Origin of the sequence: Streptomyces hundungensis (assembly GCF_003627815.1) — a bacterium.
Taxonomy (GTDB): domain Bacteria; phylum Actinomycetota; class Actinomycetes; order Streptomycetales; family Streptomycetaceae; genus Streptomyces; species Streptomyces hundungensis_A.
On sequence record NZ_CP032698.1, the window covers coordinates 631,835 to 655,714 of the forward strand.

15 protein-coding genes and 1 pseudogene are annotated in these 23,880 nt (G+C 68.4%); 5 read left to right on the plus strand and 11 right to left on the minus strand.

Going from position 1 to position 23,880, the window contains the following annotated elements:
- Nucleotides 1-90 precede the first annotated feature (90 nt).
- The 7 genes from DWB77_RS39220 to DWB77_RS02905 form a co-directional block, all read right to left on the minus strand.
- Nucleotides 91-222: a hypothetical protein gene (locus tag DWB77_RS39220; RefSeq protein WP_281279973.1), complete on the minus strand. Its 132-nt coding sequence runs from the start codon at nucleotides 220-222 to the stop codon at nucleotides 91-93.
- A 16-nt stretch (nucleotides 223-238) separates the two neighbouring features.
- Nucleotides 239-3,478, minus strand: coding sequence for an RHS repeat-associated core domain-containing protein (locus tag DWB77_RS02880; RefSeq protein WP_246033805.1), 3,240 nt, complete (start codon nucleotides 3,476-3,478; stop codon nucleotides 239-241).
- 494 nt (nucleotides 3,479-3,972) lie between these two features.
- On the minus strand, nucleotides 3,973-5,244 hold the full coding sequence (locus DWB77_RS02885) for a hypothetical protein (RefSeq protein ID WP_120719725.1): 1,272 nt from the start codon (nucleotides 5,242-5,244) through the stop codon (nucleotides 3,973-3,975).
- 268 nt (nucleotides 5,245-5,512) lie between these two features.
- Entirely contained in the window at nucleotides 5,513-6,850 is a 1,338-nt protein-coding gene (locus DWB77_RS02890) for a hypothetical protein (protein ID WP_120719726.1), read from the minus strand.
- Nucleotides 6,851-6,876: 26 nt separating this feature from the next.
- Nucleotides 6,877-10,518, minus strand: a complete 3,642-nt coding sequence (locus DWB77_RS39225) for a hypothetical protein (protein WP_216826817.1) — start codon at nucleotides 10,516-10,518, stop codon at nucleotides 6,877-6,879.
- Nucleotides 10,518-12,746: a hypothetical protein gene (locus DWB77_RS02900; protein WP_120719727.1), complete on the minus strand. Its 2,229-nt coding sequence runs from the start codon at nucleotides 12,744-12,746 to the stop codon at nucleotides 10,518-10,520. Before DWB77_RS02900 ends, DWB77_RS39225 begins: the two co-directional genes overlap by 1 nt.
- 6 nt (nucleotides 12,747-12,752) lie before the next feature.
- Nucleotides 12,753-16,031: a DUF6603 domain-containing protein gene (locus DWB77_RS02905; protein ID WP_120719728.1), complete on the minus strand. Its 3,279-nt coding sequence runs from the start codon at nucleotides 16,029-16,031 to the stop codon at nucleotides 12,753-12,755.
- 183 nt (nucleotides 16,032-16,214) lie between these two features.
- Between DWB77_RS02905 and DWB77_RS37555 the strand changes: the two genes are divergently transcribed.
- The 3 genes from DWB77_RS37555 to DWB77_RS02920 all read left to right on the plus strand — a co-directional run bounded on the left by DWB77_RS37555 (nucleotide 16,215) and on the right by DWB77_RS02920 (nucleotide 18,415).
- Nucleotides 16,215-16,397 (plus strand): hypothetical protein, encoded by a 183-nt coding sequence (locus DWB77_RS37555; protein ID WP_162952382.1) that lies wholly within the window; start codon nucleotides 16,215-16,217, stop codon nucleotides 16,395-16,397.
- 1,016 nt (nucleotides 16,398-17,413) lie between these two features.
- Complete coding sequence (locus DWB77_RS02915) at nucleotides 17,414-17,821, plus strand: hypothetical protein (protein WP_246033376.1); 408 nt, start codon at nucleotides 17,414-17,416, stop codon at nucleotides 17,819-17,821.
- Between the two features lie 234 nt (nucleotides 17,822-18,055).
- Complete coding sequence (locus tag DWB77_RS02920; RefSeq protein WP_120719731.1) at nucleotides 18,056-18,415, plus strand: DUF805 domain-containing protein; 360 nt, start codon at nucleotides 18,056-18,058, stop codon at nucleotides 18,413-18,415.
- Between the two features lie 65 nt (nucleotides 18,416-18,480).
- On the opposite strand, the gene DWB77_RS38685 is transcribed toward DWB77_RS02920, so the two are convergent.
- Nucleotides 18,481-19,062: a hypothetical protein gene (locus tag DWB77_RS38685; RefSeq protein ID WP_246033377.1), complete on the minus strand. Its 582-nt coding sequence runs from the start codon at nucleotides 19,060-19,062 to the stop codon at nucleotides 18,481-18,483.
- A gap of 286 nt (nucleotides 19,063-19,348) precedes the next feature.
- Here DWB77_RS38685 and DWB77_RS02930 point away from each other — a divergent pair, with 286 nt between their 5' ends.
- Both DWB77_RS02930 and DWB77_RS37560 read left to right on the plus strand, forming a co-directional pair.
- A complete protein-coding gene (locus tag DWB77_RS02930) occupies nucleotides 19,349-19,900 on the plus strand; it encodes an SMI1/KNR4 family protein (protein WP_246033379.1) in 552 nt (183 codons plus the stop codon).
- Nucleotides 19,901-20,034: 134 nt separating this feature from the next.
- Complete coding sequence (locus tag DWB77_RS37560) at nucleotides 20,035-20,427, plus strand: hypothetical protein (protein ID WP_162952280.1); 393 nt, start codon at nucleotides 20,035-20,037, stop codon at nucleotides 20,425-20,427.
- Here the strand turns inward: DWB77_RS37560 and DWB77_RS38690 are convergent.
- The 3 genes and pseudogenes from DWB77_RS38690 to DWB77_RS02950 form a co-directional block, all read right to left on the minus strand.
- Nucleotides 20,397-20,710: pseudogene (locus DWB77_RS38690) on the minus strand (IS110 family transposase); the annotation flags it as partial. The gene DWB77_RS37560 and the pseudogene DWB77_RS38690 overlap by 31 nt on opposite strands.
- Nucleotides 20,711-21,007: 297 nt before the next feature.
- Nucleotides 21,008-22,048, minus strand: a complete 1,041-nt coding sequence (locus tag DWB77_RS02940; protein WP_120719733.1) for a vWA domain-containing protein — start codon at nucleotides 22,046-22,048, stop codon at nucleotides 21,008-21,010.
- A 978-nt stretch (nucleotides 22,049-23,026) separates the two neighbouring features.
- Nucleotides 23,027-23,485 carry a hypothetical protein gene (locus DWB77_RS02950; protein WP_246033380.1) on the minus strand — a complete coding sequence of 153 codons (459 nt, stop codon included), beginning with the start codon at nucleotides 23,483-23,485 and terminating at the stop codon, nucleotides 23,027-23,029.
- Nucleotides 23,486-23,880: the final 395 nt, after the last annotated feature.

The window sequence follows — 23,880 nt, forward strand, 5'->3', positions numbered from 1 at the left end:
GGCACCCTTCCGGTGGCGGGGGGGGTCGGGGTTCGAGGTGTGAAAAGGATGAAGGGGCGGCCCCTGGTTCGGGGCCGCCCAAGTGCGTGCCTAGCGGCGCCTGTTCAGGAAACGGACGACGAGGAAGATACCGACCAGCACCGCCACCGCCAGGAAGGCGTAGGGGAACCAGGACGGGCCGTCGGGACGGTTGCCCTGAGCCAGTGTCATCAGGTCGTACATCTCGTCACTCTCCTCTTCAGAACGTGTACTTGGCGCTCGCCGAGCACTTCCCGCTGTCGCCACCGGTGCCCACGCCCTCCGACCCGTCCGTCGACACCGAGAGCTCCGCAGGACCGAACCCACAGGCCACCTCACCGGTGAGGCCGGAGTCCGCGCTGCCCGACGCGAGGCTGGCATCGGCGCTCACGCCGGGCGTACCCGCCCCCACGGAGACGTACGGGTGAAGGCTGCCGTCCTCGTTGATGCTGATGCCCCCGCCGAGGCACAGCACGTCGCAGGCTTCGATGCCCAGGTCGAGCGAGAGCAGTCCCCGCGGGTCGATGCGGTTGACCGGGTCGCCTTCGGCGTAGAGGTAGGGGTTCTTCTCCTGACCGGAGGGGTCGGTCTGGGTGAAGCGGCCGATGTTGGGGTCGTAGTAGCGGGCGCCGAAGTGGTAGAGGCCGGTCGGATCCTGGTGGCCGCCGGCGAAGCGGTAGGGCTGCGGCGCCTTCTCGGTGGTGGTGCGGGACACGCCTCGGGGGCTGTACGTGTACGTGTTGACCTTGGTGCCGGACTCGTCGGCGAGGCCGATCACCGAACCGAGCGCGTCGGTCAGGTAGTAGTAGGCCTTGCCCCCGGTCGTCATGGAGTTCAGGGTGCCCCCGGGCTCCCGGTTGAATCCGGTGTCGACGCCGCCGGTGGTCTCCGCCGACAAGCCCAACGGGCCGTTGTGGAAGGCGGTTTGGCCAAGCTGTGTGCGCTCGGACTGGTCGGTCGAGGCGTACTGGCCGGCGTAGGTGGTGCTGCCCACGGTGAGGGACTTCAGCTGCGAGTAGTCGGACCACTTCTCGGCGGTGCGGGTGCCTTCGGGGGTGGACGCCCCGGCGGTCTCGTTGCCGGCCCTGTCGTACGACCAGTTGGTGGTGGAGCCGTTCTTGCCGGTGATCTGCTGCGCGTCGTTCACGGTGTACGTGGTGCCGCGCGGGCAGCCGGGGTCGACGCCCTGGGAGGTCAGGTTGCCGGCGAGGTCGTAGCAGTACTGCCAGGACGAGTTGAGGGTGCTCCCCTTCTCCTCCTTGGCGTAGGAGAAACGGCCCGCCACGTCATAGGTGTACGACGTCTTCAGCCCGGCCAGGACGTCGGTCGCGGTGCGGATCTTCGTCCCGTCGGTCGCGGCGCCGGTCCCATAGCCGTACGTGTACGTGAGGTTGGTCAGCGTGCCCTTGGGCGAGGTGGTCTTGATGGTGGTGGGCCGCCCCGACGTGTCGACGTCCACGCTCTGCACCGTGTTGCCCGGGTAGGTGGTGCTGGTGCGCTTGTCGTTGTTGTTGTAGCCGTACGTCGTCTTGCGGCCCGCCTGGTCCTTGAGTTCGGTGAGCCGGTTGGCCTTGTCCCAGGTGTAGTCGATGACGCCCGAGGGGTCGGTGTAGGTGTCGACGTTGCCGTTGGCCGTGTAGGCCAGGACCGTCTGCGAGCCGTCCTGGAGCGTGCGGATGGTCTCTCGCGACAGCGGGTCGAACTGGTAGCTCTGGGTTCCCGTGCGGTCGGTGCGCGAGGTCAGATTGCCGTCACCGTCGTAGACATAGGTGACGGTGTCATAGCTCCCGGTGTCGACCTTCTTGATCCGGCCCCGGTTGTCGTAGGTGTAGAGGGTGGTGACGCCTCGGCCGTCCTTGGAGTCGGTGACGCGGCCCAGCACGTCGTAGTGGTAGGTCACCTTGCCGATCTGGGTGGGCGGAGTCACCGAGTCCAAATTGCCCCGGGTGTCGTAGTGGAACGACGTCACCGAGTTCTGGGTGCCGCTCATCTTCGTGGTGGCCTTGCACCGCTGGCCCTGGAAACCGCCGCAGGTCACGGTCGCCGGGTTGTAGTCGATGGTCGCGGAGCCGCCGCCGGTGCCGCTCTGCGCCACGGAGATCGTGTTGCCGACCGTGTCGTACCCGTAGTCCGTCTTGTCACCGTCGGCCGAGGTCGCCGAACCGGGCACGTCCCGGCCCGCCTTCGTCGACCAGCCGGCCACCGCCGACGTCGCACCCGTCGGCAGCTTCGCCGAGGTCGGGTTGCCACGCGTGTCCCAGCCGTACGTGGTCACGTTCCCGGAGTTGGTGCCCACGCCCATCGCGTCCGTCGCGGTCTGCGTCAGATGCGCCTTGTACGACGTGGACCGCTCGTGCCCGAGCGCGTCGGTCACCTTGGTGACTTCGGCGCCGTCGTTGTGCTGGAACTTGGTGGTGTTCAGGAGCGGGTCGGTGAGGGTCGTGGTGCCGGCGTTCAAGCGGTAGGTCGTGTCGTAGGAGTACGTGTAGGTGGGGGCGTCGCCGCCCGAGCCACCGAATTCGGTGAAGCGGCGCATCGACGTGACGCGGCTCTGCTCGTCATAGGTGAACACCGTCGCCCGGGACTCGGGCGTCGTCACCTTGATCAGCCGCCCGTCCTCGTCGTACCCGTAGGTCGTGGCGTTGTTGGTGGTGTCCCAGGACCGTACGAGGTGGCCGGCCGCGTCGATGTCGTACTTGACGGTCCGCCCGCTGTTGTCCGTCGCGGTCCACAGCGTGGCGCTCGTCTTGACGAGGTCGATGGTGCGGCCCGACCGGTCCTCGGTCAGCTTGAATCCGGCCGCATAACCGTCGGCGTCCTTGTGGGCGGCGATGGAGATGGTGCCCTTGTTGCGGTCGGTCACCTTGGTGAGGTCACCCGCCGCGCTATAGGTGTCCTTGGAGCCGGACTTGCGATCGGTGAGGGTGTAGGTGCCGTCGCTGTTCTTCGCGAAGTCCTTGCTGTACCCGTCCGGCGTCTTGAACGTGCCGTCGGCGTTCTTCGTGAAACTGACGGTCGCGCCGGAGGAGTCGTACCAGATCACCTCGTCGGTGAACCAGGTGTCCAGGCGGCGCTCATACCCCGCCCACCAGGGGCCGGCGACCTGGCCGGAGGGGCCGTCGAAGGAGTTGTAGGTGCGGGTGAGCTGGAGCGCGTCGCCCACACCCGCGATGTCGAAGTCGGTGGCGGCCAGCATCAGGTTGCCGGTCGAGTAGTCGATCCGCCCCACCAGGGCGTCCGTGATGCGGAAGTTGGATATCTGGTGCCACGGCACATCGCCCTGGCCCTCGGGCACGTACACCTTCACCGACGGCGCGTCGGCTCCACCGGACTGCGACGCCTGCGGCTTTCCGCCGAGCCGGGCTTTCTGCCGGGCCTCCCACTGACGCTGAGCGGGGCCCGAGGCCGCCTTCCGCTGGTTCTGCGGCGGCTTGTTCTTACCCACCTTCACCGCCGGCATGACGGCGTGGCCCTTGGCCTGTCCCCACACGGAACCTTGCGGCGGCACGGGACCCGCTGCCAGGGCCGGCAGCGCGGACGCGCTCAGGCCCAGGACCGCGATGGAAGCAATCAGAGAACTTCTCACTGTGAAACGCGCATGCCGAGAAGGCATGCCGAAGGTACGCGAACGCACGGTCTTCCCCCCGTTAGGAAGTCACATCCGGCAGCCCCACCGGCCACCAGAGGCACACACGTTCGCACAGGACCCACACAGAACTGCCGCCCCTTCCCCGGAAGTTGCGCCCCATCCCCGCAGGAATCAGCCCCTCCCCTTACGGCCACTTTCATCAGCCAAAAGGGAAGCGGCTGCCCATACCAGGGCGTTGCAGCAGGCCTCTCCCCTTAGACCCTTTCAAGCCGCACGTCCACGTCGGCCAAAAACCGAGCCTGCGGTTCGCCGGGAGGTTGCTTGGCCCCCGGGCATTGGGGAGGGTCAGAGGAACCCGCAATGTCTCACTTTGCGCTCGCGCCGCTGCCTGGCACGGTCTTGGCCGATGGAACGCAAGGGCCGGCCACTGAGGCCAACCGTGCTCCGGCAGCTACCCGTACCGAAGGGAACTCCATGGGGTCGTCCCGCAGCACCGTGATCCGTTCCCAGGTCTGGGGTTGGAGGGGTGCCGAAGCGATTCCCAGTAGCCGTGAACGCTCTTCGCAGTCCCAGAGCGACTCGGTATACATGTCCTCCAGCCCGAACGGGTCGATGGCGGCCAGCGCCGTCAGGTAGTCGGCCCGCTCATAAGAGTGTGGTGTGCGCAGCCATAGCCGACGCAGTACAGGGGCGGCTTGGGCGGCAGCGGAGCCGAAGCGGGCCAGCCGCTTCGCCGTTTCGTCCGGGCCGCACCAGTCCCGTCTCTGCCACTGCTCGGCAAGTTCAGTCACGAGTCCCGGCAGCGCCTCGGGCGCGGGATGGTTGGCCAGGACGTCCATCCCCAGCCGCGACAGCCACTCCCGCTCGTCCGCCGCCCACTCCCGTGCGGCCGGCACCGCCAGGGCTCCGAGGTGATCGACCACCGTCCGCCGGAGCCAAGGCATGGTCCGACGGCCGTCAGCGATGCCGAGCGAGGGCACCAGCGGAATCAGGCCCTCGACCGGAGGCCGACCGCACAGAGCCCGCAGTGAGGCGACCTTCGTGTTGTATTCCGTGCCGTCGGCGGCCAGCAGAGCGAGTAGCTGCTCATCACTCAGGCCGTCCAGGGACGGTCGCGGGGCAACCGCGGGAGCCATCCCGAACCGGATCCACGGCTCGCAGGACTGGAGGGGATCCTCTTCGCGGTCGATTCGCCGACGCGCAACGTCGCCCAGGTCCTCCCACCACTCGGCCGGCCAGTCGGTTGCGACCGACTCCAGAACACGGACCCAGTGCTCGCCCTCCCGGACATACGCCCGAAGCCCCTCACGGGCCTCGTCCGATCCGGCGAGGGCCAGCAGTTCGAGAACGTACGAGGCTCGCGACCACTCCCCCTCGTCTCCCATCAGCTGGTCGACGACGGGCGTCGGCGACAGATCCAGGTCCCGGATCAACCGCGCTTGATAGTGGGCGCGGCCATCACCCTGCTCGTGCCACTTCCAGTCCCGCCGGATCCCGTCGTACACCAGGGGCGCAGCGCCCGCCGGATCCTGCGCGGCCCGCACCGCGCCCAGGCCACGGCCGCGTTGCAGCAACCCTTCGAGGGAGTTGTGGGAGGCGTAGGACAGGCGGCGGGACATCGTGTCGTCATGGTTCATCACCCCGAACCGTGCCCGAGGGGACCGCCGAACGCCAAGCGATATCGCCCCGGCCGGGATGCCGTCGGAGCGGGTGGCTGTTAGGGGCGTGGCTTGGGTGCCGCGGTGCTTCGGTGTCTGGGTGTCTCGGTGCCGCCCGAACCAGTGTCGAAGCGCTGTCCACTCCCATGTACAGCCACCGTGCTCATCGTGGACGGAACGCTCGTTCCCACCCAGAAACTGACCGGGGCCAATGCGTGAGTCGCGCCGGCGCACCCCAGCGGCCGGGTCAGGGTTTCGGGTCTGTGGTGAGAGTCCGCTCATCCTGTGCGCGGTCTTCCTGCTCCTGGTTTCCCTCCGGCTCCTCCCCGAGCGAGCTGGCAGAGGAGAGATGGTGTGTCCGCCAGGCGGCGTTGGCGTAGAGGGTCCTAGAGGTTTGGGCTACTTCCTTCTCGCCGCCATAGTCGGGCCCCTCTTGCAGGTGCCTATTCGTGTGGCTTACGAAGCGGAGCGTGTCGCCCGCCCGGAGCACCCGATTTCCTCCGGCCGTGATATTCCCTGCGGCGGTGACGTTGTTGCCGGGCAAGACGTTGACGTGACTGTCGATTTTGAGCGGTACGCCGTACGGGCCGCGGAGGTCGGCGATCCGGACGACCTTCCCGGCCCCGACAGCGGTGACAGAGCCGTTGGCAGTCACGTCGCCGTTGAAGGTGCTCGCCCCGGTGACGTTCAGGACCGCGTCGACCTTCAGGCCCGCGTTCTGGCTGACCCGCAGTGGGTTGCTGCCCGCGCCGCGCACCGATCCGGCGACCGTCAGGTCCTTGGCGGTGTTGCTGAGGCTGACGCTGTCGGCGAATGTGGCCGGGCCTTGGACGGTGAGGTTCCTGACGACGAGGTCAGGGATGCGTACGGTGACCGCCGTGGTCAGGGTGTGGGTGAGGGTGACGCCACCGGCTGTGACTTCGGCGCGGAGCATGAAGCCGGTGACGGTGGTCAGGCCGCGCGGGGTGGGCCAGACACGTTCCTTGTCGAGGGAGACTCCGGCGGGGGTGTCGCCCCAGTGCATCGTGTACTTCGCGTCCGAGCCCTCCCAGCGGAGCACGGCGACCTCACCGTTCTCCACCATGATCTTCTCGGGCGCGAAATTCCGGAACACGAACCCGGCCGGGAACTTGTCCACCTCGACCGCAGCGTCCTTGTTGGTGAAGCTCCCGTTCGTCCTTGACGAACTCTCGACGATCGCGATGGAGACCTGACCCGCCGTGCGGTTGACTGCGATGTTGGACAGGGTGAGGGTGACGATCTGCCCGGTGAACTGCACCGCGCGGGCCGGGGTGAAGGTGATGACCGCGAAGCCGCCGGAGACGGCGGGAGCGGACGGCGTCCAGCCGGTGCTGGCACCGGTCTTGATGTCGGCGCCTTCGGTGGTGAGGTGCTCGGCCCCCGCGCCGACCGGCACCCGGACGGTGATTTTGTTGCACCAGGCCGACGTGGTGATCCCGCCGCCGACATTGATGTTGACGGAGCCGTATTCGGTTTCCTCGGCGGAGCTCACCCGCAACGGCTTCGGGTCGGTCGACGGTTCGTACGGCAGCAGGTTGGTGGCGTTCACCATGATGACGCTCATGCAACAGCCTTTCCATAAACGGAGGTTCAGGACGTCTCGGTCGCGTCGAGCAGCAGGTATCCGTACCGGGCTTCCGCCTGCGGATCGCCGAAGTGCGCCGCGGGATCAGCCGGAACGATCGGCAGCTCCACCCACTCGGTCTCCGACCCGCGCGGCTCGGCCCAACTCCACGTTCCGTGCCACGACGCGGGCTGCGGCAGCACCACGCCTGCCTCCGTCGGTTCCTCCCCCGCCCGCGCCCGCCGGGCCTCCTCGGCCTTGTCGACCCGCTCGGCCGCGAGCAGGGGGCCGAGCCGGAAGGACGCCCGGATCCGCCGCATCGCCTCGGACACCAGGTCGTCGGGCAGCTGGACCTTGGTCACCGGGAGGATGTCCGTGGTGGCATGCACCGCCGCATACGGATCCATCAGCAGCGTCAGGTGGTGCTTCACCGGCTGGTCCGGGGTGCGCGCGGGCACGGCCAGGCCGTGGCCCTTGCCGATCGGGGTCAGATAGCCCCCGCCGCCCTCCGGCATGACCGCGTGGAAGAGCTCGTACGAAGTCTCCTGGTCGGGCCCGGTCGCCCCGGCGAAGTAGCCGATGAGGCCGTCGCCGAGCCGCTTCTCGTTGCCGAGGCGGACCGGCCAGCGGTAGCCGTCGTACTCCTCCTCCGACTCCCCAAGGACCTGGTCCCAGCTCGGGTTGCTCAGCAGCGGTCCTTCGAGCTCGACGCCCAGATCGGCGCGCACCAGCGCGAGCGGGCGGCCGATGAGCCGCAGCGGAGAGCCGTCCTCCTGGGCCGCGTCGTCGAGGATGGTGTCGAGGGTCTGGTCGATGGTGTCGAGCAGACCGGTGAGCGCGGCGGCGGGTTTGTCCTTCAGGGTGCGGACGAACCGGGCCAGGTGCGGCATGGCCTCCTCGAACTCCCGGGCGTCGACGTCGGGATGCGGCGAGCCGGGGAGCGGCAGCCACACGCTGTCGTCCGCGCCGTCGATGTCCTTGACGACGCGGAGTTCGCCGAGGGAGACGCCGTCGGGTCCGTGGACGACGAGGGTCTGGTCGAGATGGTTGAGCAGCAGCCAGCCGGCCAGGGGGTTTTCCGTCGTGGCCGCGCGGGCCATCGGCGAGAGCCGCTGTCCGTCCACGGCGCGTACGGTCTCCAGCCGGACGCGGGCGCCCTGGAGAAGACGCGGGCCGAGCTGGACGAAGCGGGCGGTGCCGATGAGGTCCTCGTCGAGGACGCTGTCAGGGGCAACGCTCTCCGCGAGGGTGAGGGAGACCTGTTCGTAGTTGTTGCTGTTGACGATGTCGTAGGTTCGGCCGAAGCGGTCGACGATGCGCAGGTCGTGGAAGGCGAACTGGCCGGCGCGGACAGGCTGGAACGGTGTTCCGGGGTCGCCGGCGGGCGGTTCGAGCAGCCCGCCCTCCGGGACGCTCTGGATGTCGCCGACGAGCCTGGCGGTGGCCTCGGGGACGTGCACGGTGGTCCTGGCGGTGCCGTCCTGCTGGACGAGCCAGTCGTGGAAGCCGTCGAGGCACTGGGAGAGCATTCCGGGGTCGCCGAGTTCCTCGCGCAGGGCGAGCAGGCCTTCGGTGGGGGCGCCGGAGTAGGTGTCGAGGTAGCGGTCGATCTGCTTCTGTAGGACGAACGGCGCGCTCGGGGTGAGGAACGCCCGGTTCTTGAAGGTGAGCCAGCGCAGGTCGGCTTCGCCGCCGCCGGGCTGGGCTCCCCGTCCGGACCATTCGTAGCGGCTGCCGTTGAAGGTCCAGTAGGTGGTGTCGTCGGCATGGAAGGGCGTGGGGCAGTACTTCAGTTCGTACTCGAGGTGCATGGGAAGCCAGGGTTGTCGCCACGGCGCGGTGTGCTCGGGGACGGGCCCGGCGACGGCGGCGGGGTCCTTGAGCGCCGCGTCGAGAGCGCCGGGGACCCGGGCCACCTGGTCCAGGAGGGCGAACTCGGCGAGCAGCGGGGTGCAGGCGTCGGGGAGTCCGGCGAGTCCCGGGCTGGGCGGAGTGGTGGGCCGGTCGTAGGTTTTGCCGCCGACGGTGATCCGGGTGATCAGGGCCTCGGGAAGGCGGCAGGGCAGCGGGGTGTCCCGGGTGAGGGGTTCCTTGGCACCGGTGTCCTTGATGAGCACGACCGGGTCGGCGGGGCGGTAGTAGGACTCGCGGGCGGTGCGCTCCAGCTGGTAGCGCGGGTCGAGTCCGCGCTCGGTCGCGTACTTCCCGATGTCGGCCGCGAGTTCCTCCGGGGTGCCGCCGGTGGGCAGTTGCCTCGACAGCACGAACTGGTCGTCGAGCAAGGCCTTGGTCCGCCCGGCCAGACTCGTCGCATCGCTCTCGTTGAGCTGGACATCAGCTGCGGCGTCGAACCCTGCGGGGTGCTCAGGGGTGAACGGGGGAACCGGCTTGTTGCGCAGCCACCAGATGTTCCACAGGCGCTGCTGGAAGCGGCGGAGCCTGAGCGTGAGGTCGTCGTACTGCCGTTGTACATCGTTGAGTTCGGTCAGCCACCCGGGTTCCGGCGGCGGGGGCGGCAACTCGTCGTCGCCCTCGACGGGGCGCGCGGTCACCTTCCACACATGGCCGCCGTCGGAGCCGGAGAACCAGGAGTGGTGGGTGAGGGTGTCGAGGTCCTCTTCGCCGTCGGCGGTGTCGAGCGTTTCGAGGGTGCCGTGGAAGAGCGAGCGTACGAGGTCCCCGGTGCGCGCGGACCGGGTCTGCCGGGCGGCGAGCCGGCCGAGGGCTTCGGCGCTGCTGCTGCCCAGCGTGAGGATCTCGCTGAGCTCGATGTTGCTCGGTTTGTCGGACTCATAGGTGGCGCCTTCGCGCTGCCAGTCGACTCCCAGTGCCGAACCGCTGTAGAGGGTGCGGTCCAGGGCGTCGGCGGCGGTGCCTTCGGGGGTGTCCCAGCCGAGGGCTTCGAGGAGGTCGGCCGTCCCCCGCGCGTCCGGTGGGAGCAGGCCGGGCACGGCCGCGGCGCGGTTGAGGTAGTCGAGTTCGTCGTCGCTGTACCAGCCGACGACGAAGTAGCTCAGCGTCGCGTCGGGCGGGTAGTTGTCCAGGCCGCCTTTGAGGTCCTCAAGGGTGTCGTGGATCGAGAACACGTCTTTGTTGTACGGCTGGTAGGCCGCGAAGCCGGGCAGTCCGGGCCCGGCCGCGGTCAGGTGCGGCTTCTGGGCAGGCGGTTCGGTCCACGGCGCCTGGGTGAGGTCGTGGCGGCGGCCGAGGAAGGTCAGCTCCAGCGGAGCACCCTCCGGGGATTCGGGGTTCGGGTGCTTGTTGGTGCCGTAGACGTCGTTGCCGTCGGCGTCCTGGACCGGGCGACTCTCCAGGTAGTCGCTCTGCACGATCCACCCGACGGCCTTGCGGTCCGCCGAGGCCGCTGTGGTGCTGTAGCGCACGACCAGCCAGCGGTTGGGGACGAAGGGGAAGGTCGTCTCCCCCGTCGTCTGGTCGTAGTGCCCGTTGGTCAGCGCCTCGGGCAACTGCCAGTGGATGTAGACGCCTTCGCTGTCCGGGCCCATGGTCTCGGTGCCGACGCCGGGGGGCGGCTCCGCGCCCGCTCCCTCCTCGATCATGGCGTCGAAGTTCGGCGTCCACCGGTTGAACGTCTCGGCGGCGCGGGTCAGCCGGTTGACGACAAGGGCGTTCACCTTGACGGGGACGATCAGGTCCGTGGCGCTCATCAGGCGGTCTCCGTCCGGGCAGCGGTGCCGGTGGGGCTGAGGATTTCCTGTTCCAGCGGGGCGTTGACGAGTTCCAGGGCCAGTTGTCCGGGGTCCAGGTCGGTGAGCCCGAACTCCCGGGCCAGGGCGGGCACCAGGCCGCCGGTGCCGAACATCTGAAGCACCGCGGGTCCGGTGTCCGGGTCGGAGCGCAGGTGGAGGTCGAAGAGGCTGCCGGTGGCCGGGTAGTAGGTCTCCAGCGGGGTGCCGATCGGCGGGTCGGCGGCCAGGCTGCGCAGGCCGAGGCGGTTCCCGGCGTCGATGCCGTAGTGGATGCCCTGTCCCGGTTCGCGGAGGACGACCTTGTCGGGAACGCCGTCCCAGAGGACGAGCAGGATCCTCTTGTCCGGTTTGGCGCGGCGCAGTTCGGTGAGGACGGTGCCGTCCTTGAGGTAGGCGGTGACCTTGATGTCCGGCCAGGCGGGGATGAGTTCGGAGTGGATGAGCAGCCCGCCGGCGGCCCGCTTCGCGCTGCCGGACCGGGCGGTGGCCCGGTTGAGCTCGGGGGCGAGGCGGCTGTCGACGGAGGTGTGCACGCCGACGTCGGCGGCTCCGGCGACGAGCGCGTCGAGCCAGCCCTGGTCGAGGCGGAACATCCGGAGGGATTCGAGGGGCAGCATGCGCGGGTCGGGAACGAGGTGGTGGAACGGCACGCCCTGGAGCAGGCCGAGGCGGGCCTGCCAGGCGGCGATGGCCCCGGCGTTGCGTTCCGCGGTGGTCCGCAGCAGGGAGACGGCGCGTTCTTCCGCGAGCACGGACCTCGACTGTGTGCGTGTCACTCTCAGCTGCGGCGTCCGGCGTCCGGCGTCGTCCGGAAGCTGGGGGCTCGTGAGCCCGGTGCTGAGCCGCTCCCGGAAGCGTGCGGAGGCGAGTTCGCGCAGTGCGCCGAGGGCGGGCGGGGCATCCGGGTCGAGCGAGGCGCGCGCCGGATCCCCGGCCAGCGCCATCAACGTAGTCGCCCGGTTGGCGAGTTCGCGGCGGGCCCGGCTGACGGCGGTGGTGTATTCGGGGTCGGCCAGGCCGATGGTGCGGCCGAGGGTCCAGGCGACGGCATAGCTGACGTCGAAGATCCCGTGCCTGGGCTCGTAGATGAGCGCGTGGTCGGAGGTGGTGTGCGGGCCGGGGCTGTGCTCGGTGGGCACGTCAAAGGCGGTGACCGGCGTGGCCGGGCCGCGGTACCAGGCGAAGGTGCGTTCGCCGGAGAGGGCCACCTGCGGGACGGCGGTGTAGCCGCGTTCGAGGCGGTCGCGGACGTATTCGTCCTCGGGGTCGTCGGTGACCGGTGCGGTCACCGGCAGCCGTAACGCTAGTTCTTCGGGGTCCTCGGCGCCGGGGGCGACGAGGTTCTCCAGCAGCGCTCCGGGGTCGGCGGCGGGCCCTTCGCTGCTGGTGAAGCTCCAGCTGTGCAGCGAGCAGAGGCGGACGGCCGTGGTGCCGCCGGGCAGGGTGCCGGACAGGCGGCCCTCGAAGCCTTCGAGGGAGACGAGGTGGACGGCGTAGTTACCGGGGTTGTGGGGGAAGCGGTTGGCGTTGACGACCGCGTACTCCCCTTCTTCGAGGACTTCGCCGTCGGCCCGGGTCTTGTTCGCGTCGACTACCTTGCGGACGTGGGCGAGGTAGTACATCTCGTCGTCGCGCGGGGCGATCGCGTTGAAGAGGTCCGCCGGGACGTCGATGGTCTGGCACGTGCTCCGGGCCTCGGCCTCGTCGACGCCGCCGGAAGGGAGGTTCGGGCCCTTGACCCCCGCCTCGGCAGGGTTGCGGAGCTCCTCGACGGTGCGCAGCACGGTGTCCCCGGACGCGGCGGGGTCGTCGGGCAGTTCGTTCTCGCCGAAGACGAGCAGGGCCAGCCAGGGCGGGCGGGCCGGAGGCTGCTCGGCGAGGGTTCCGGCGAGGTTGCGTTCCCAGGGCAGGATCGACCGGCTGAGGGTGATGTGCGGCAGGGTCCTGGTGTAGGCGCCGGTGCTCTCGCGCGGCGGGTAGTAGGCGTGGACGGACGCTTCGCTGAGCACGAAGCGGACGGCCTTGATCTCGAAGGTCTCCTCGGACGGGAGCAGCTTGTCCTGGGCGTCCAGTTCGCCGCTGGGGTCGCTGAGGGTGTTTTTGACCACGACCCGGTAGTCGCCGGGGGTGGCACGCGGGATCAGGTGGTCGAGGAAGTGGATGCGCAGATCCGGTTCAGCGGTCACGGCCGGTCACCTCGTCGCGGTGGTGGTCAGGGGCGGGGTGGTCAGGCTGCGGCCGGCGAGTGCGGCGTAGCCGGTGAGCGGACTGTCGGTGTCGGCGCCGGGTCCCGCGCCGAGCCGGGCGAGGGTGCTGAGCGCGGCGGTGCGGCGGCCCTGGACGGTGGGGGTGGCGATGGTGTTGACGATGGTCCGGACGCTCTGGTCGTCGGCCCGCGGCTCGGGCCCGGCGGGGTCGGACACGCGGAGCGGCATGCGACCGTCCGGGAGTCCTTCGTACGCAAGTGCCTTTGAGGTGACGGGCCCGGTGTCGGTGCCGTAGTCCGGCTCGGGGAGGGTGATCCTCAGTCCGGTGAGGCGGTTTTCGAGCAGTTGGTCGCCGTCGAGCGCATCACCGGGTTTGGCCAGGGGCTTGCCCCACAGGCCGGGGGCGACGGTGCCGGTGACCGGCTTGACCACCCAGTAGTGGTCGGTGGGGTGGAAGGTCCTGCCGTCCTTGGTGATGGTGACCCGGTGGGCGGAGGTGACACCGGTCTTCCGCATGGGGCGGATGTCGATGGTCCCCTCGTCGGACTGCTTGATCAGTCGTTCGTTGATGTAGAGGTGCGAGGCGGGGATGCCGGCTTCGGTGGTGAAGGTGAATCCGGCCGAGGAGACGAGGGTCGGTTCCTTGGCGGCCGCGCGCCGGGCGATCTCGCCCTGGTCGGCGTCGGCGAGCAGGCCCTCGTTGGGGATGATCCGGACGGGTGCGGGGATCTGGGTGCGGAACTCGGGCCAGTCCACGGTGGGGGTGTTGTCGCGGGAGGAGCCGAAGCCGAAGCTGAAGGAGATGAACCAGAGTTTGACGGTGGCCCGGCCCCCGAAGGGCGGCAGCCACAGGTGGAGGTCGATGCCGACCTCGACGGAGATGCGGACCCGGACGAACCAGACCTTGATGGTGGCCGCGACACCGATGCTGATGCCGAGCCGGACATCGAGGTAGAAGGGTTTCCACTGGACCAGCACGTCGAGGTGTGCGGTGAACCACGCGGAGAAGATGCCCTTGTCGTAGACGGCGGCCAGGCGCCCGCCGAACATGAGCGCGGCGGGGGTGATCGCGGCGTAGGCCTCGGCCCGCACGGTGATGTCGCTGGCCGGGGACCACACGAACCCCAGGCGCTTGGGCCGGGGGTAGTGCGTGGGGGCGTTGTAGTCGGGGTGGTAGCCGCCGAGGCTGATGGCGAAGTCCCCGGCGCGGCTTCCGCCGGTCCAGACGTAGACCGCAATGCCACCGGTGAGTTCGATCGACGGATCGAACACATAGCTGCCGGGCAGCAGAGCCACGTCCATGGACAGGCAGTGCTCGGCGGAGCTGAAGCCGAGGCTCAGACCGATGTTCAGCCTGGCGATGGCCCGGGCGCTCGGGTTGAGGGTGCGCGGCAGGCTGACGGAGGTGCGGCCGAGCAGCATGGCCTTGACGGAGTCACCGAGTTCGATGACGGCGAGGGCCTTGGTCTCGATGAAGCCGAAGCTGGTGAACTTCACTCCGGCGGCGATCCAGTACTGGCCCTCGGTGGGGCGGATCCAGCCGGTGGGTCCGGTGAGGGCCTTGAGCGCGTCCTCGGGGGTGTACGGCGTCGGGGCCGGCATGCCGGGCAGGGCCTGGGCCGCGTCCAGCCTTGCCACCAGCGGGAATTCGGCGATCTCGGCACCGGTGGGGACCTTCTTGAAGGAGCTGTTGATCCCGAATCCGGCGGAGAAACCGGTGACGGTGAAGGGCGGCGGACCGAAGACCGAGGCGCCACCGAGGAGGGAGATCTCACCGTAGATGAAGACTGAGTGCCAGCCTTCGACGCTGCGTGCCCACACGGCCTGAGCGCCGAGTTCGACCGCCATCGCCTGAACCAGGACCAGCCCGGCGAGTTCGAAGCCGAGGGTGGGGTCGTCAGGTGTCTTGTTGAGCAGTCCGCCCTTGAAGCCGATGAGCCCGTCGGCGGCGGTGGCTTCGATGTTCATGCCGTGCAGGAAAGGCAGCAGCGGGAAGCCGCCGCTCATGCCGACGTAGAAGCCGAGTCCGGCGACCTGCCAGGTGAGAGAACCGATCGTGACCTGGCCCTGGAGCTCGATCAGCAAGCCCTTTTTGAAGTCGTAGCGGAATACGATCGACGAGAGGTAGACCGGCCCGAACTGCTTGCCGATCACGAACTCGTATTCGAGCTTCGGCTTCTCCGGGCTCTGCGGATCCGGTCCGAACTTCGGCGGGACGGTGATCACCAGCGCCGGGGTCGGCTTGCCCATGACCGCCAGGTAGAGCGCCGCACTCACCTTTTTGCCCAGCGGGACTCCTGCCGCCTCGTTCACCACCGGCAACTGCTGGAGCGGGCCGAGGTTGTACTCCGCGACGACCCGGTTGATCTTGATGACGTCTTCGGCGCTGAGGTTCTCGGAGACGTACATGATCTGGAGCGCGGGCAGGGACAGCAGCCCGGTGCCGATCATCGGTCCGACCACCGGCAGCCCGGAACCGTCCCAGTCCGTGCGGGCCCGGACCATGGCGACGGTGGTGGCCTTGGGTTTGCCGTCCTGGCCGGTGCGGCCGAGCACCGTGGTCCGCAGCACCAGCAGTTCCACCGGGTTCGCGCCGGTGCCGTGGTTCACCGGCGCTTCGGCGGTGACCATCAGGTTGTCCATCTTGCCCATCGGATGCTGGTGCAGCTGGACCCGCTCCAGCCAGTCGACCAGCGGTCCGGGCAGTTCCACCCCGTACTCGCCGAGGGCTTCGAGCAGCGGGGTGATCAGCAGCGGCGGTCCGTCGAGGGGCTGGGCCGTGCCGATGGACTCCTTGCGCAGTTCGGCGCGGAACTCCAGCGGGTCGGCGACCGCCCCGCCGAGCTGGAAGCCCACCCAGGGCCCGGTGCCGGGGCACCGTCCTGCCTCAGCCGCGGCCTGTCCGGCGGCCAGCAGGACCCGCAGTGACCGGCCGCCGGACAGTCCGGACAAGTCGACGCGGGCGACGGCGGTCTGGAGCAGCCAGGTCGCCGGGCTCGCCTCGAAGAGCAGCGCGTCGACCGCCGTGCCGGTGGCGAAGAACCGGGCGCTGGCCGGCATCTCCTCACCGGCCAAAGTGACTTTGCCGGTCACTGTCAGAGCGGCGCTGTCGGCAGCCGCCTCAGTGAGGGTCAGAACGCCGCTGGGCAGGTGCTCCAGGGACTCGGACTCGCCGCTCAGCCCGAGCCGCCCGGTGTCGAGCTCGAACGTACCGGCACCCCCCGCCGGGAACAGTGCAACCAGTTCGTCGACCGTCAGCGCCATGGGTGACCCCCGCCTGTAGACACGGTTTGGTGAGGCGCCCGCAGAAATGCGGGGCCCCTGTGCCGTTATGTGCCCTTACGGAAAATAAAATAGGCGAGGGTCACGGAAACATCAATACGGAGCGCGTGTGTGGTACAGCCATCCGGCCATTATGTCTGGAAAGCACCGGCGAGGAACCTGGAAATGGACACCTCTTTCCCGCCGAACGCGCTTTCACGGGAGGAGATTGCGGATATCGTACTGGCCACCGGAAGCGGACACCCGGCCGAAGGGCCGTTCGGAGAATCGATTCGGCCAGCGCATTTTCAGACGACCGAATCCGCTGCCCGCCACCCTCTCCGCGTCGCGATCCGCCGCCCCGAATGAATGACCGAATTACAGGATTCGGCCATGCACCTCCAGGACAGCACCAAAGTCAGTTGATCAGGTAGCGGGGCGGTCCAGACCGGCGGGCGGATAGTGCGACCCGTGGGAACGCTCGGTTTGGACGTGCTCCTCCGCTCCGGGACCGCGGGTGGCAGAGCTGCGTGGACCCAGGCAAGCGGGGCCGCCTGGTTGCCCTTGGCCGACACTCGGAGGGCGTCGAGGGCACACTTCATCGTTCCGGTTGATGGGCCGCCGCCGTTCTACGGGTCAGAGGTCCCCGAGCCGTCCCCGGTCACACTTCCCGCACGGCACGGTCAGCGGATTGACGTTGCACTGCGTTTGCGAGGGTGGAATAGGTCGGTGGGTCATTGACTAACTTACGATGGAAATCGGACGGAATGGCTCACACGGCAGTGCGGGACGCGGCTGCTAAAGGTCAAACTTAAGGTGCTCGATGTCCATGAACCGGAATTCGTCCACACTGTCAGCATTACCTCGGGTACGAGAGAGCGCAGACAGGCGCGGGGAGGCAAGTAGCCCGCAGCGAACCGTTCCTGACAAGCATTTACTGATTGTTTATTGGCTCTGTAGCTGGAGCGGGGTCGGCCGTCTTCGAGGAACACTGGGGTGGCGCTCGACGACGGCACTCCCCAGGGTGCAACGGACTTTCGCAAAGCCGTTCTTCCGCCACCACGGGCCCAGACTGCTGACCCACGAGGCATCCGTCCTGACGCTGCTCACCGCGCATCATCCCGAAGGCCGACTCAAGGCTCCCCCATGCAGACGGCGGTACCGCCTCGGGGATGATGACCAGCCGCCGAGGCGTCGAAGAGGCTGATGCCATGACAGCGATCGACGGACCTCACCCGACCACGACTGCGTATGGCACCGAACGGCCGGTCCCACCATGGGCTTCCATCACCGCCCATGCGATCCCTCTGCTCCTGCTGCCCCAGTGCTCGTGGCGGTTACCGTTCGCCTTCGGCTTTGAGATGGGGCTGGACGCGGATGGGACGATGCCGTCGTCGTTGTGGGTGTCCGTCCCCTATGTGTTCGGGCTCAGTTTGATCACGGAGGGATTGGCACTGCTGTCCTTCGGATTGGTGCGGGGATGGGGCGAAGTCGCCCCCGCATGGCTGCCGTTCATCGGCGGTAAGCGGATCGCTTCCTCCGCGGCGATCATCCCCGCCACCCTCGGCGGCCTGGGCGCGACCGCGTTCTGGGCACCCGTGCTGCTGAGCTGGTTCGGTGTGGGTGACGCCGCCCGGTTCAGCAGTGCCGGCTGGCAGACACTGGCCCGCATCTGCATCGCCCCCGGGATGCTGTGGGGTCCGCTCGTACTGGTGCTGACCTACGCCTACTACACCCGGCGCCACCGCCCTGCCCAACACCATGGGCACAGTGGCGGTTCCGTGGCCGCCTGACAACACGTCACGGGGTCCGAACGGGCGTCACCGAGTCGGTCACGCCAGCAGCACCACACGACCGGAGTCCGTGAACTCGTCACTGCGCTAGGCATCCCCGCGTGGCCGCTGACGCCCTGCCGCCGACCCGGGTCCATCTCGATTGACCCGCACTTTACTTGTGGCTTATGTTCCTCGCCTTGACTTGCTCCGTTCGGGACAAGCACATCCATCTGTCCCGTGGGCGGATCAACCATGCATTACTACATTGATGTGCTCAAGAAGTACGCCACGTTCAAGGGCCGGGCCACCCGCGCCGAGTTCTGGATGTTCGTGCTGATCGACACCATCATCACGGCCGCGCTCTACTTCGGCGGACCGGCTCTGGGCCTCGGCATGACGCCCGTACTCGTCTACACCCTGGCGACGGCCCTGCCGAACATGGCCGTGACCGTCCGCCGGTTCCACGACACCGGCCGGTCCGGCTGGAACGTGCTGTGGAGCATCATCCCCATCGGGGCGCTCGCAGTACTGATCATGTGCGCCGGCGCAAGCTCGACCGACGAGTCGTACGGGGCGTACCCCGGCACCGCCGACCCGCTGCCCGCCGTCTAATCCTCCGCCACACGTCGGGACCCGGTGACAGCCACCATGGCTTCCGCCGGGGCCCGACGTGTTGCTCAGCCGGTGGCTGTCCGCTGGTGCACCGACCGCGGGCGGTCGACCACGTCGCGGACGTCGGAAGGCGTCGACTTGCCCAGTGTGATGCTGCTCGCTGGGCGCCCTGGCAGGACTGCGGCACGGCTGGGGCCCGCTCGGTTCGGGCTGCGGCACGGCGCCATTCCCTCCACCCAGTACCCCGACATGCGGCGCCCCGCTTGGAAGCGCGATACCCGCTGAGCGTCGTCCCGCAATCCCGTGGGGCTGACGGTCAGGCTGTGTGTGCCGATGGCGCCGGCCGAGCGAAGCGAACACCCGAGGTCTCCGGTGAGGATGCGGGGATGTCGCCGCCACCACCACAGGTCGGGGCCGGGGAGCCTGTGGAACTGGTCGAGTGCTTGCCCGTCGTCGTCGACGGTCGCGGCCTCGTACCGGTCGTCCAGAGCTTTGATCTGACGGGCCCATAGCTGGACGATGTGTTCGTCCAGCAGAAGCCACGCCTCGTGCAGCCAGTTTCGGCAGTAGAGGTCGTTGGTGTACTCGTAGATGTCGTCGCCGTAGCCGCGCTCGATGGCGCTCACCAGGGCGGCCCACGCGTGCACCCTTTCAGGACCGAGCCCTGCTGGTGGCCGCGTACTGGCGCACGCCGGGCGGGGGAACCTCGCCACGCGGCAACTCAGCGGAGGTTCGGCTTCGTTCACGTGAAGTAGCAGCCATCGGGGGAACACTATGGGCAGCAGCCAGTGACCTTGAGTGCTCCGGATGGGCACCAGATACGACGTCACCCGGCGGTGGTGGGGCGTCGTGGCCGGCTCCGCTCACGGTAGTGGATCCCGGCCGGGCGGGCCTGCCCGTGAGTCCGTCGGAGTCGTAGGCGAGCATGCCACCGTGGACAACTTTAAGCAGTTGGTTGAACGAGTCGCAGCCAAGGCAGCCGAAAGCGAGCGGCTCCGGCCCCCGGTCTCAACGGAGGCTCTGAACGAAGCCGAGCAGAGGCTCGGCTTTCCTCTGCACCCTCTCCTCGCCGCGCTGTACTCGAAGGTGGGCAACGGCGGGTTCGGCCCGATGGATGCGCTGCTGCCTCTGTCCGGTAACTCAAATCCGGATGACGAGGAGGCCGCGGTCGAGGGCTACTTGGGACGGGTCCCGGCTACGGATGCGGACACCTGGTGGTCGTGGCCCAAGGGCGTCCTGCCCATCCTGGACTGGGGTTGTGCCATGGTCGCGTGCGTCGACTGCCGGAACGACGACGGAACGGTCCTCCTCTTCGAGCCGAATGCGATCAGCGAGCAGGACCTGTCCCGAGCGTGGTTTGTGGATGCGGGCAGTTTGGCAGAGTGGCTTGAGACCTGGCTGGCGGGCCGGGGATGGTACGAGGAGGACGTAGCGGACGAAGGCTTCGACATGGCGCCGTGGCCCGAGGCTTCCGCGCGGTTGTAGCCGTTCCCTGGCCAGGCGGTCGATGGGGAGGGCTCCCGGCGGGGGGTGGCCCCGGATGCGGCTTAGAAGAAAGGCTTGGCGCCGGCCCATGACCACGTTCCGACCAGTTGAATCTCGCCCTGCGACGTCCCGGAATGTTTGGGAAGGAGTCGGAGCTGGCCCTGCGCATGCTGATGGACCATTTGCTGTTCGCGGAGTGCCGGTCCGGGGCTTTGTCCGAGCAACAACGCGTCTGGGAAGAGCGGGGCGCCTGGTCCAGCACCGGCGTCGCGGGCGTGTTCCGCGATCTGATCCCGGAGCGCTACTACGAGTACGGCATCGCCTCGGTTTATGCCGAGTTCGCGCACCACCGCGTCTGGCTCAAGCCCGACCGCGTACTGGACGCTGACGAACATGCGGTCCTGCTGGGTGCGGTCCGCCAGTGGGCAGGCGAGGACCGCGTGTGGAGGGGCGTCGTCGACGAGTTCGGTACCCGGTCCATGCTGTTCGGCAGCAACAACTCCCGCATCGTCAGCCCCGGCAGATAGGCGACAGGCCAGCCCATGTCCCTCGCGACCGCCAGCGGCAGGGCGCCGATCGAGGCCGGCTGGTCGACCACGACCACAACCAGTACCGTTCCGTACTTGGCCTGGAGTTTCGCGAAGAGCTCGCGGAGCTTGCGTCGGCGTTGGGCAGACGCTTGTCGAACGCTTTCTTGCCGGCCGGTGTGACGGCGGTGGCGTGGTGTTCGCCCCTGCCGACGTCCAGGCTGATGCCTCCGGACCCGGTGACACCACCCCCCACATCATGAACAACAAGGCGGGGAGTCATGCCGGACCCGAAGGCCGGAGGCCCCATTGTGGAGCCACGAAAAAGGTAAGGGGGTGAACTGAACGCGCCCAAGGGGATGTCAAGCAGCTGCCGGTGCCGGGTCGGCGACCGGGTTGGGGCCCGTGCGTCTGTTGGCGGGGCGCAAGGGCGCGAGGCCGGTCCATGGCTCGGTTACAGCATGCACCTCCTCTACGGCCTCCGCCCTGCGGATTTCGCGGGGCGGGTGCCGTTCTTCTGGGGGCAGGGCGATCCCGGCTGTCGGCGCTCAAGCGCCGCAAGAGCTCTGCCGGAACTACGTCAGATCATCAGCAGCAGCCGCGTGTGCGCAACGAGCTTGCGGTTCACGCTGGTGCTCTGTACGAAGATCGTGAAGTCGTCGTTGTGGTCCGCCTTGACGCGGACCTCCGTGTCGGGCAGGCCGAGCAGGGCGCGGGCCTGCGGCCCCGTGAACACCCGGTCCGTCTTCTTCTCCAGCACCGCGATCTGCTTGCCGGCCTGAATCTTCTCCGCCTTGCTCAACTGGTAGTACGCACCCCCCGTCCGGTAGGTGTGTCCACATTCGACGACCCACTCCCGTATCCCCGCGTCGCGGGCCACCGGAATCAGTTGGTACTTCGCCGGGTCGACCGGGGTGAGACCCGCTGCCTCGATGGTGTCCTTGTTGACGGCGTCGGCCCCCGTGGAGAACACCGCCCGCGAACCGCGGATGCCCTGGGCGCGGCCCACCATGAACTTTTCGGTGGCCTGCTGAATGACCTGCCCCGCCTCCTCGAGGCCCTGGGTGCTCGTGGCGTCCCATATCGCGATGTTGTCCTTCGGGAAGCCGCACTGCATGGCTTCACGCTTGCCCATCTGGTCCGGCACGAGCACGGCCAGCGTCCAGTTGTCCTGCTGCGTCGCAACCAACTGGGCTACGGCTTGCACGAGTTCCCGCGGGTTGGTGCTGGGGGCGTCGGGACAGCGGTGGCTGGCGTTCTCCTGTCCGTCGGTCAGGACGAACGTCAGGAAGCTGTGGTCGCCGTACAGCTGCGCCGTCTGCCCGAGCTCCCCTTGCGACTTGAGGGTCGCGGCGAGCAGCGCCGTCATCCCGCCAGTCCGGTACATCTCCTTGAGGGACGGCATGCGCAACACGTCCTTGTCATAGATGACGCACTCCACCTTGTCGGCGAAGACGTACACCGTGACACGAGTCTCCTGGTCCAACTCCTGTGAGCGGCGGGCCAGATACGTGATCTGCTGGTCGGCTACCTCGACGACCTTCCGGCTCAGATGCGACATGGACGAACTCGCGTCCAGCACCAGGGCAACGTGATTGATGTAGTTCTGGACTCCGGGCATGGGCCATCCCCTCGATCGGCTCTTCGACTCGATGCATCGATCATCGCACCCACCACTGACAATCGATCTTGGACCGAGAGGTCGCCTTCGCGGGTCGGGGAAGCGGAGGGAGCGCTCGCTGCGGCGGTGGCAGCGGTGGCGGTGGCAGCGGTGGCGGTGGCAGCGGTGGCGGTGGCAGCGGTGGCGGTGGCAGCGGTGGCGGTGGCAGCGGTGGCGGTGGCGGTGGCAGCGGTGGCGGTGGCGGTGGCAGCGGTGGCGGTGGCGGTGGCGGTGGCGACAGGGTCGGGGAACCGGTCCTGGATGGGGGAACCGCGAGCAGCAACTGGAGCAGCACACACCCGCCCGGCTCGGCGGGGGTGAAGGGGATCGGGTGCCGCGGATGGACGGGACGACTGTGCCGACACGTAGAGCGATGTAGCCACCGCCGGGGCCGTTTTGGGTGCCGGATGCGGTCACGGCCCACTGCTCGTCGCCGATCTTCGGCATCGGAACAGTGAGACCGTCCGCCTCCGCCCGGCCGCTATCGTCATTCGCTTTCTTGACCGCGTTGGAAAATTCATGCGCTTTTTCCGCATTGATGCAAGCCGCGGCCATGAAGGAGACCTTGGCTTCCGGCGTCCCCATCAGATAGTCGGCAGATGCCGCGACGATCAACCCCGGTCCCTGAGCCGATGTCAGAGTCTCCGCCGGCTTGGGCTGCGTCCACTTCGCGGCCAGGCTCTCTTGCGTGGGCAGCACTTGATGCAGGGAACCGCTGTTGAGCGCCGCCACGAGGGGCCCAGGGAGTTCCGGAACCTCCGCGTGAAGGGAACCGCATCGGCCGTCCAGGAGGCCAATCCGAGGTGGAAACGCAACCTCAGCCTCGAAGGCAAGCGGAAACAGTGCACGGCGCAACCACAGCTAAGTCAGGCCGGCGCCCCCTTGTTCAGGCGAGGGCTTCACTCGCGCTGGGATTCCGTTGGGGAACGTCGGCGGGGCTCACGTCTGGCACTGAGAGGTGGCGGCCGTCGACCAGTTACTCCAGGCGCCGCCGTCGGCCTTCGCGTGCACGCGGATCTCCGCCTTGACGTTGAAGGGCCCGCAGACGCGGCTGGTGTCACCGATCGCCATCGGCCCCTCGGTCGCTCCGGCTGCCACATAGGTGCGGCCGGTGCCGATCTTGACCCAGTGGCCACCGGACACGATGCGGAAGAACGCCTCGTAGGCAACGTTCACGCCGCGCGGGCCAGTGTTCCGAAGTTTCGCGTAGGCGGTGATGTCACGGAAGAAGACCTTGCCGTCCTTCCAACGCTGGGCGCTGATGCAGCCGTTGACTGCGACCCGGCCGCTGGAGACGCCACCCCCACAAGCCACCCCGGCGGCATTCGCGTCAGCGGCGGGAATGAGCAGGGCGAGCGCGGTGGCCGTGGTCAGGGCGGCGGTACGTCGCAGGCGCATCGCTGGTCCTTCCTGTTGGGAATCTCGTTCTGCCGTACCGTGGAGGGCGGAGGGGCACCCCTCGGCACTCTCGCACAGGGACAGCCCGAGCGGAACGCGACAGATACCACGACCCTCGGATGGGTGGTTCTTCAGGTTGTGGACATGCGTACGGTCAACCCGCAGGTGAAGCCTCCTGCCGACCACACTTGCCGCGCTGTGTCCGCACCGAATACTGGGGGCGCGGTGGCCGAGCCCGTCCGGCGCTGCCCGTAGCGGCCATGACACTCCGGCTGGCGAACCAGGCGGGCCAGGCCTGGTCTGGCCCGGCGGGGAACCTCGTGCAAGTCACGAATGGCCGCTCAAAACCTTACGCCCGCGCGGCTGTTGCCGGTCCAGCTAGCCGTGCCGCCGAT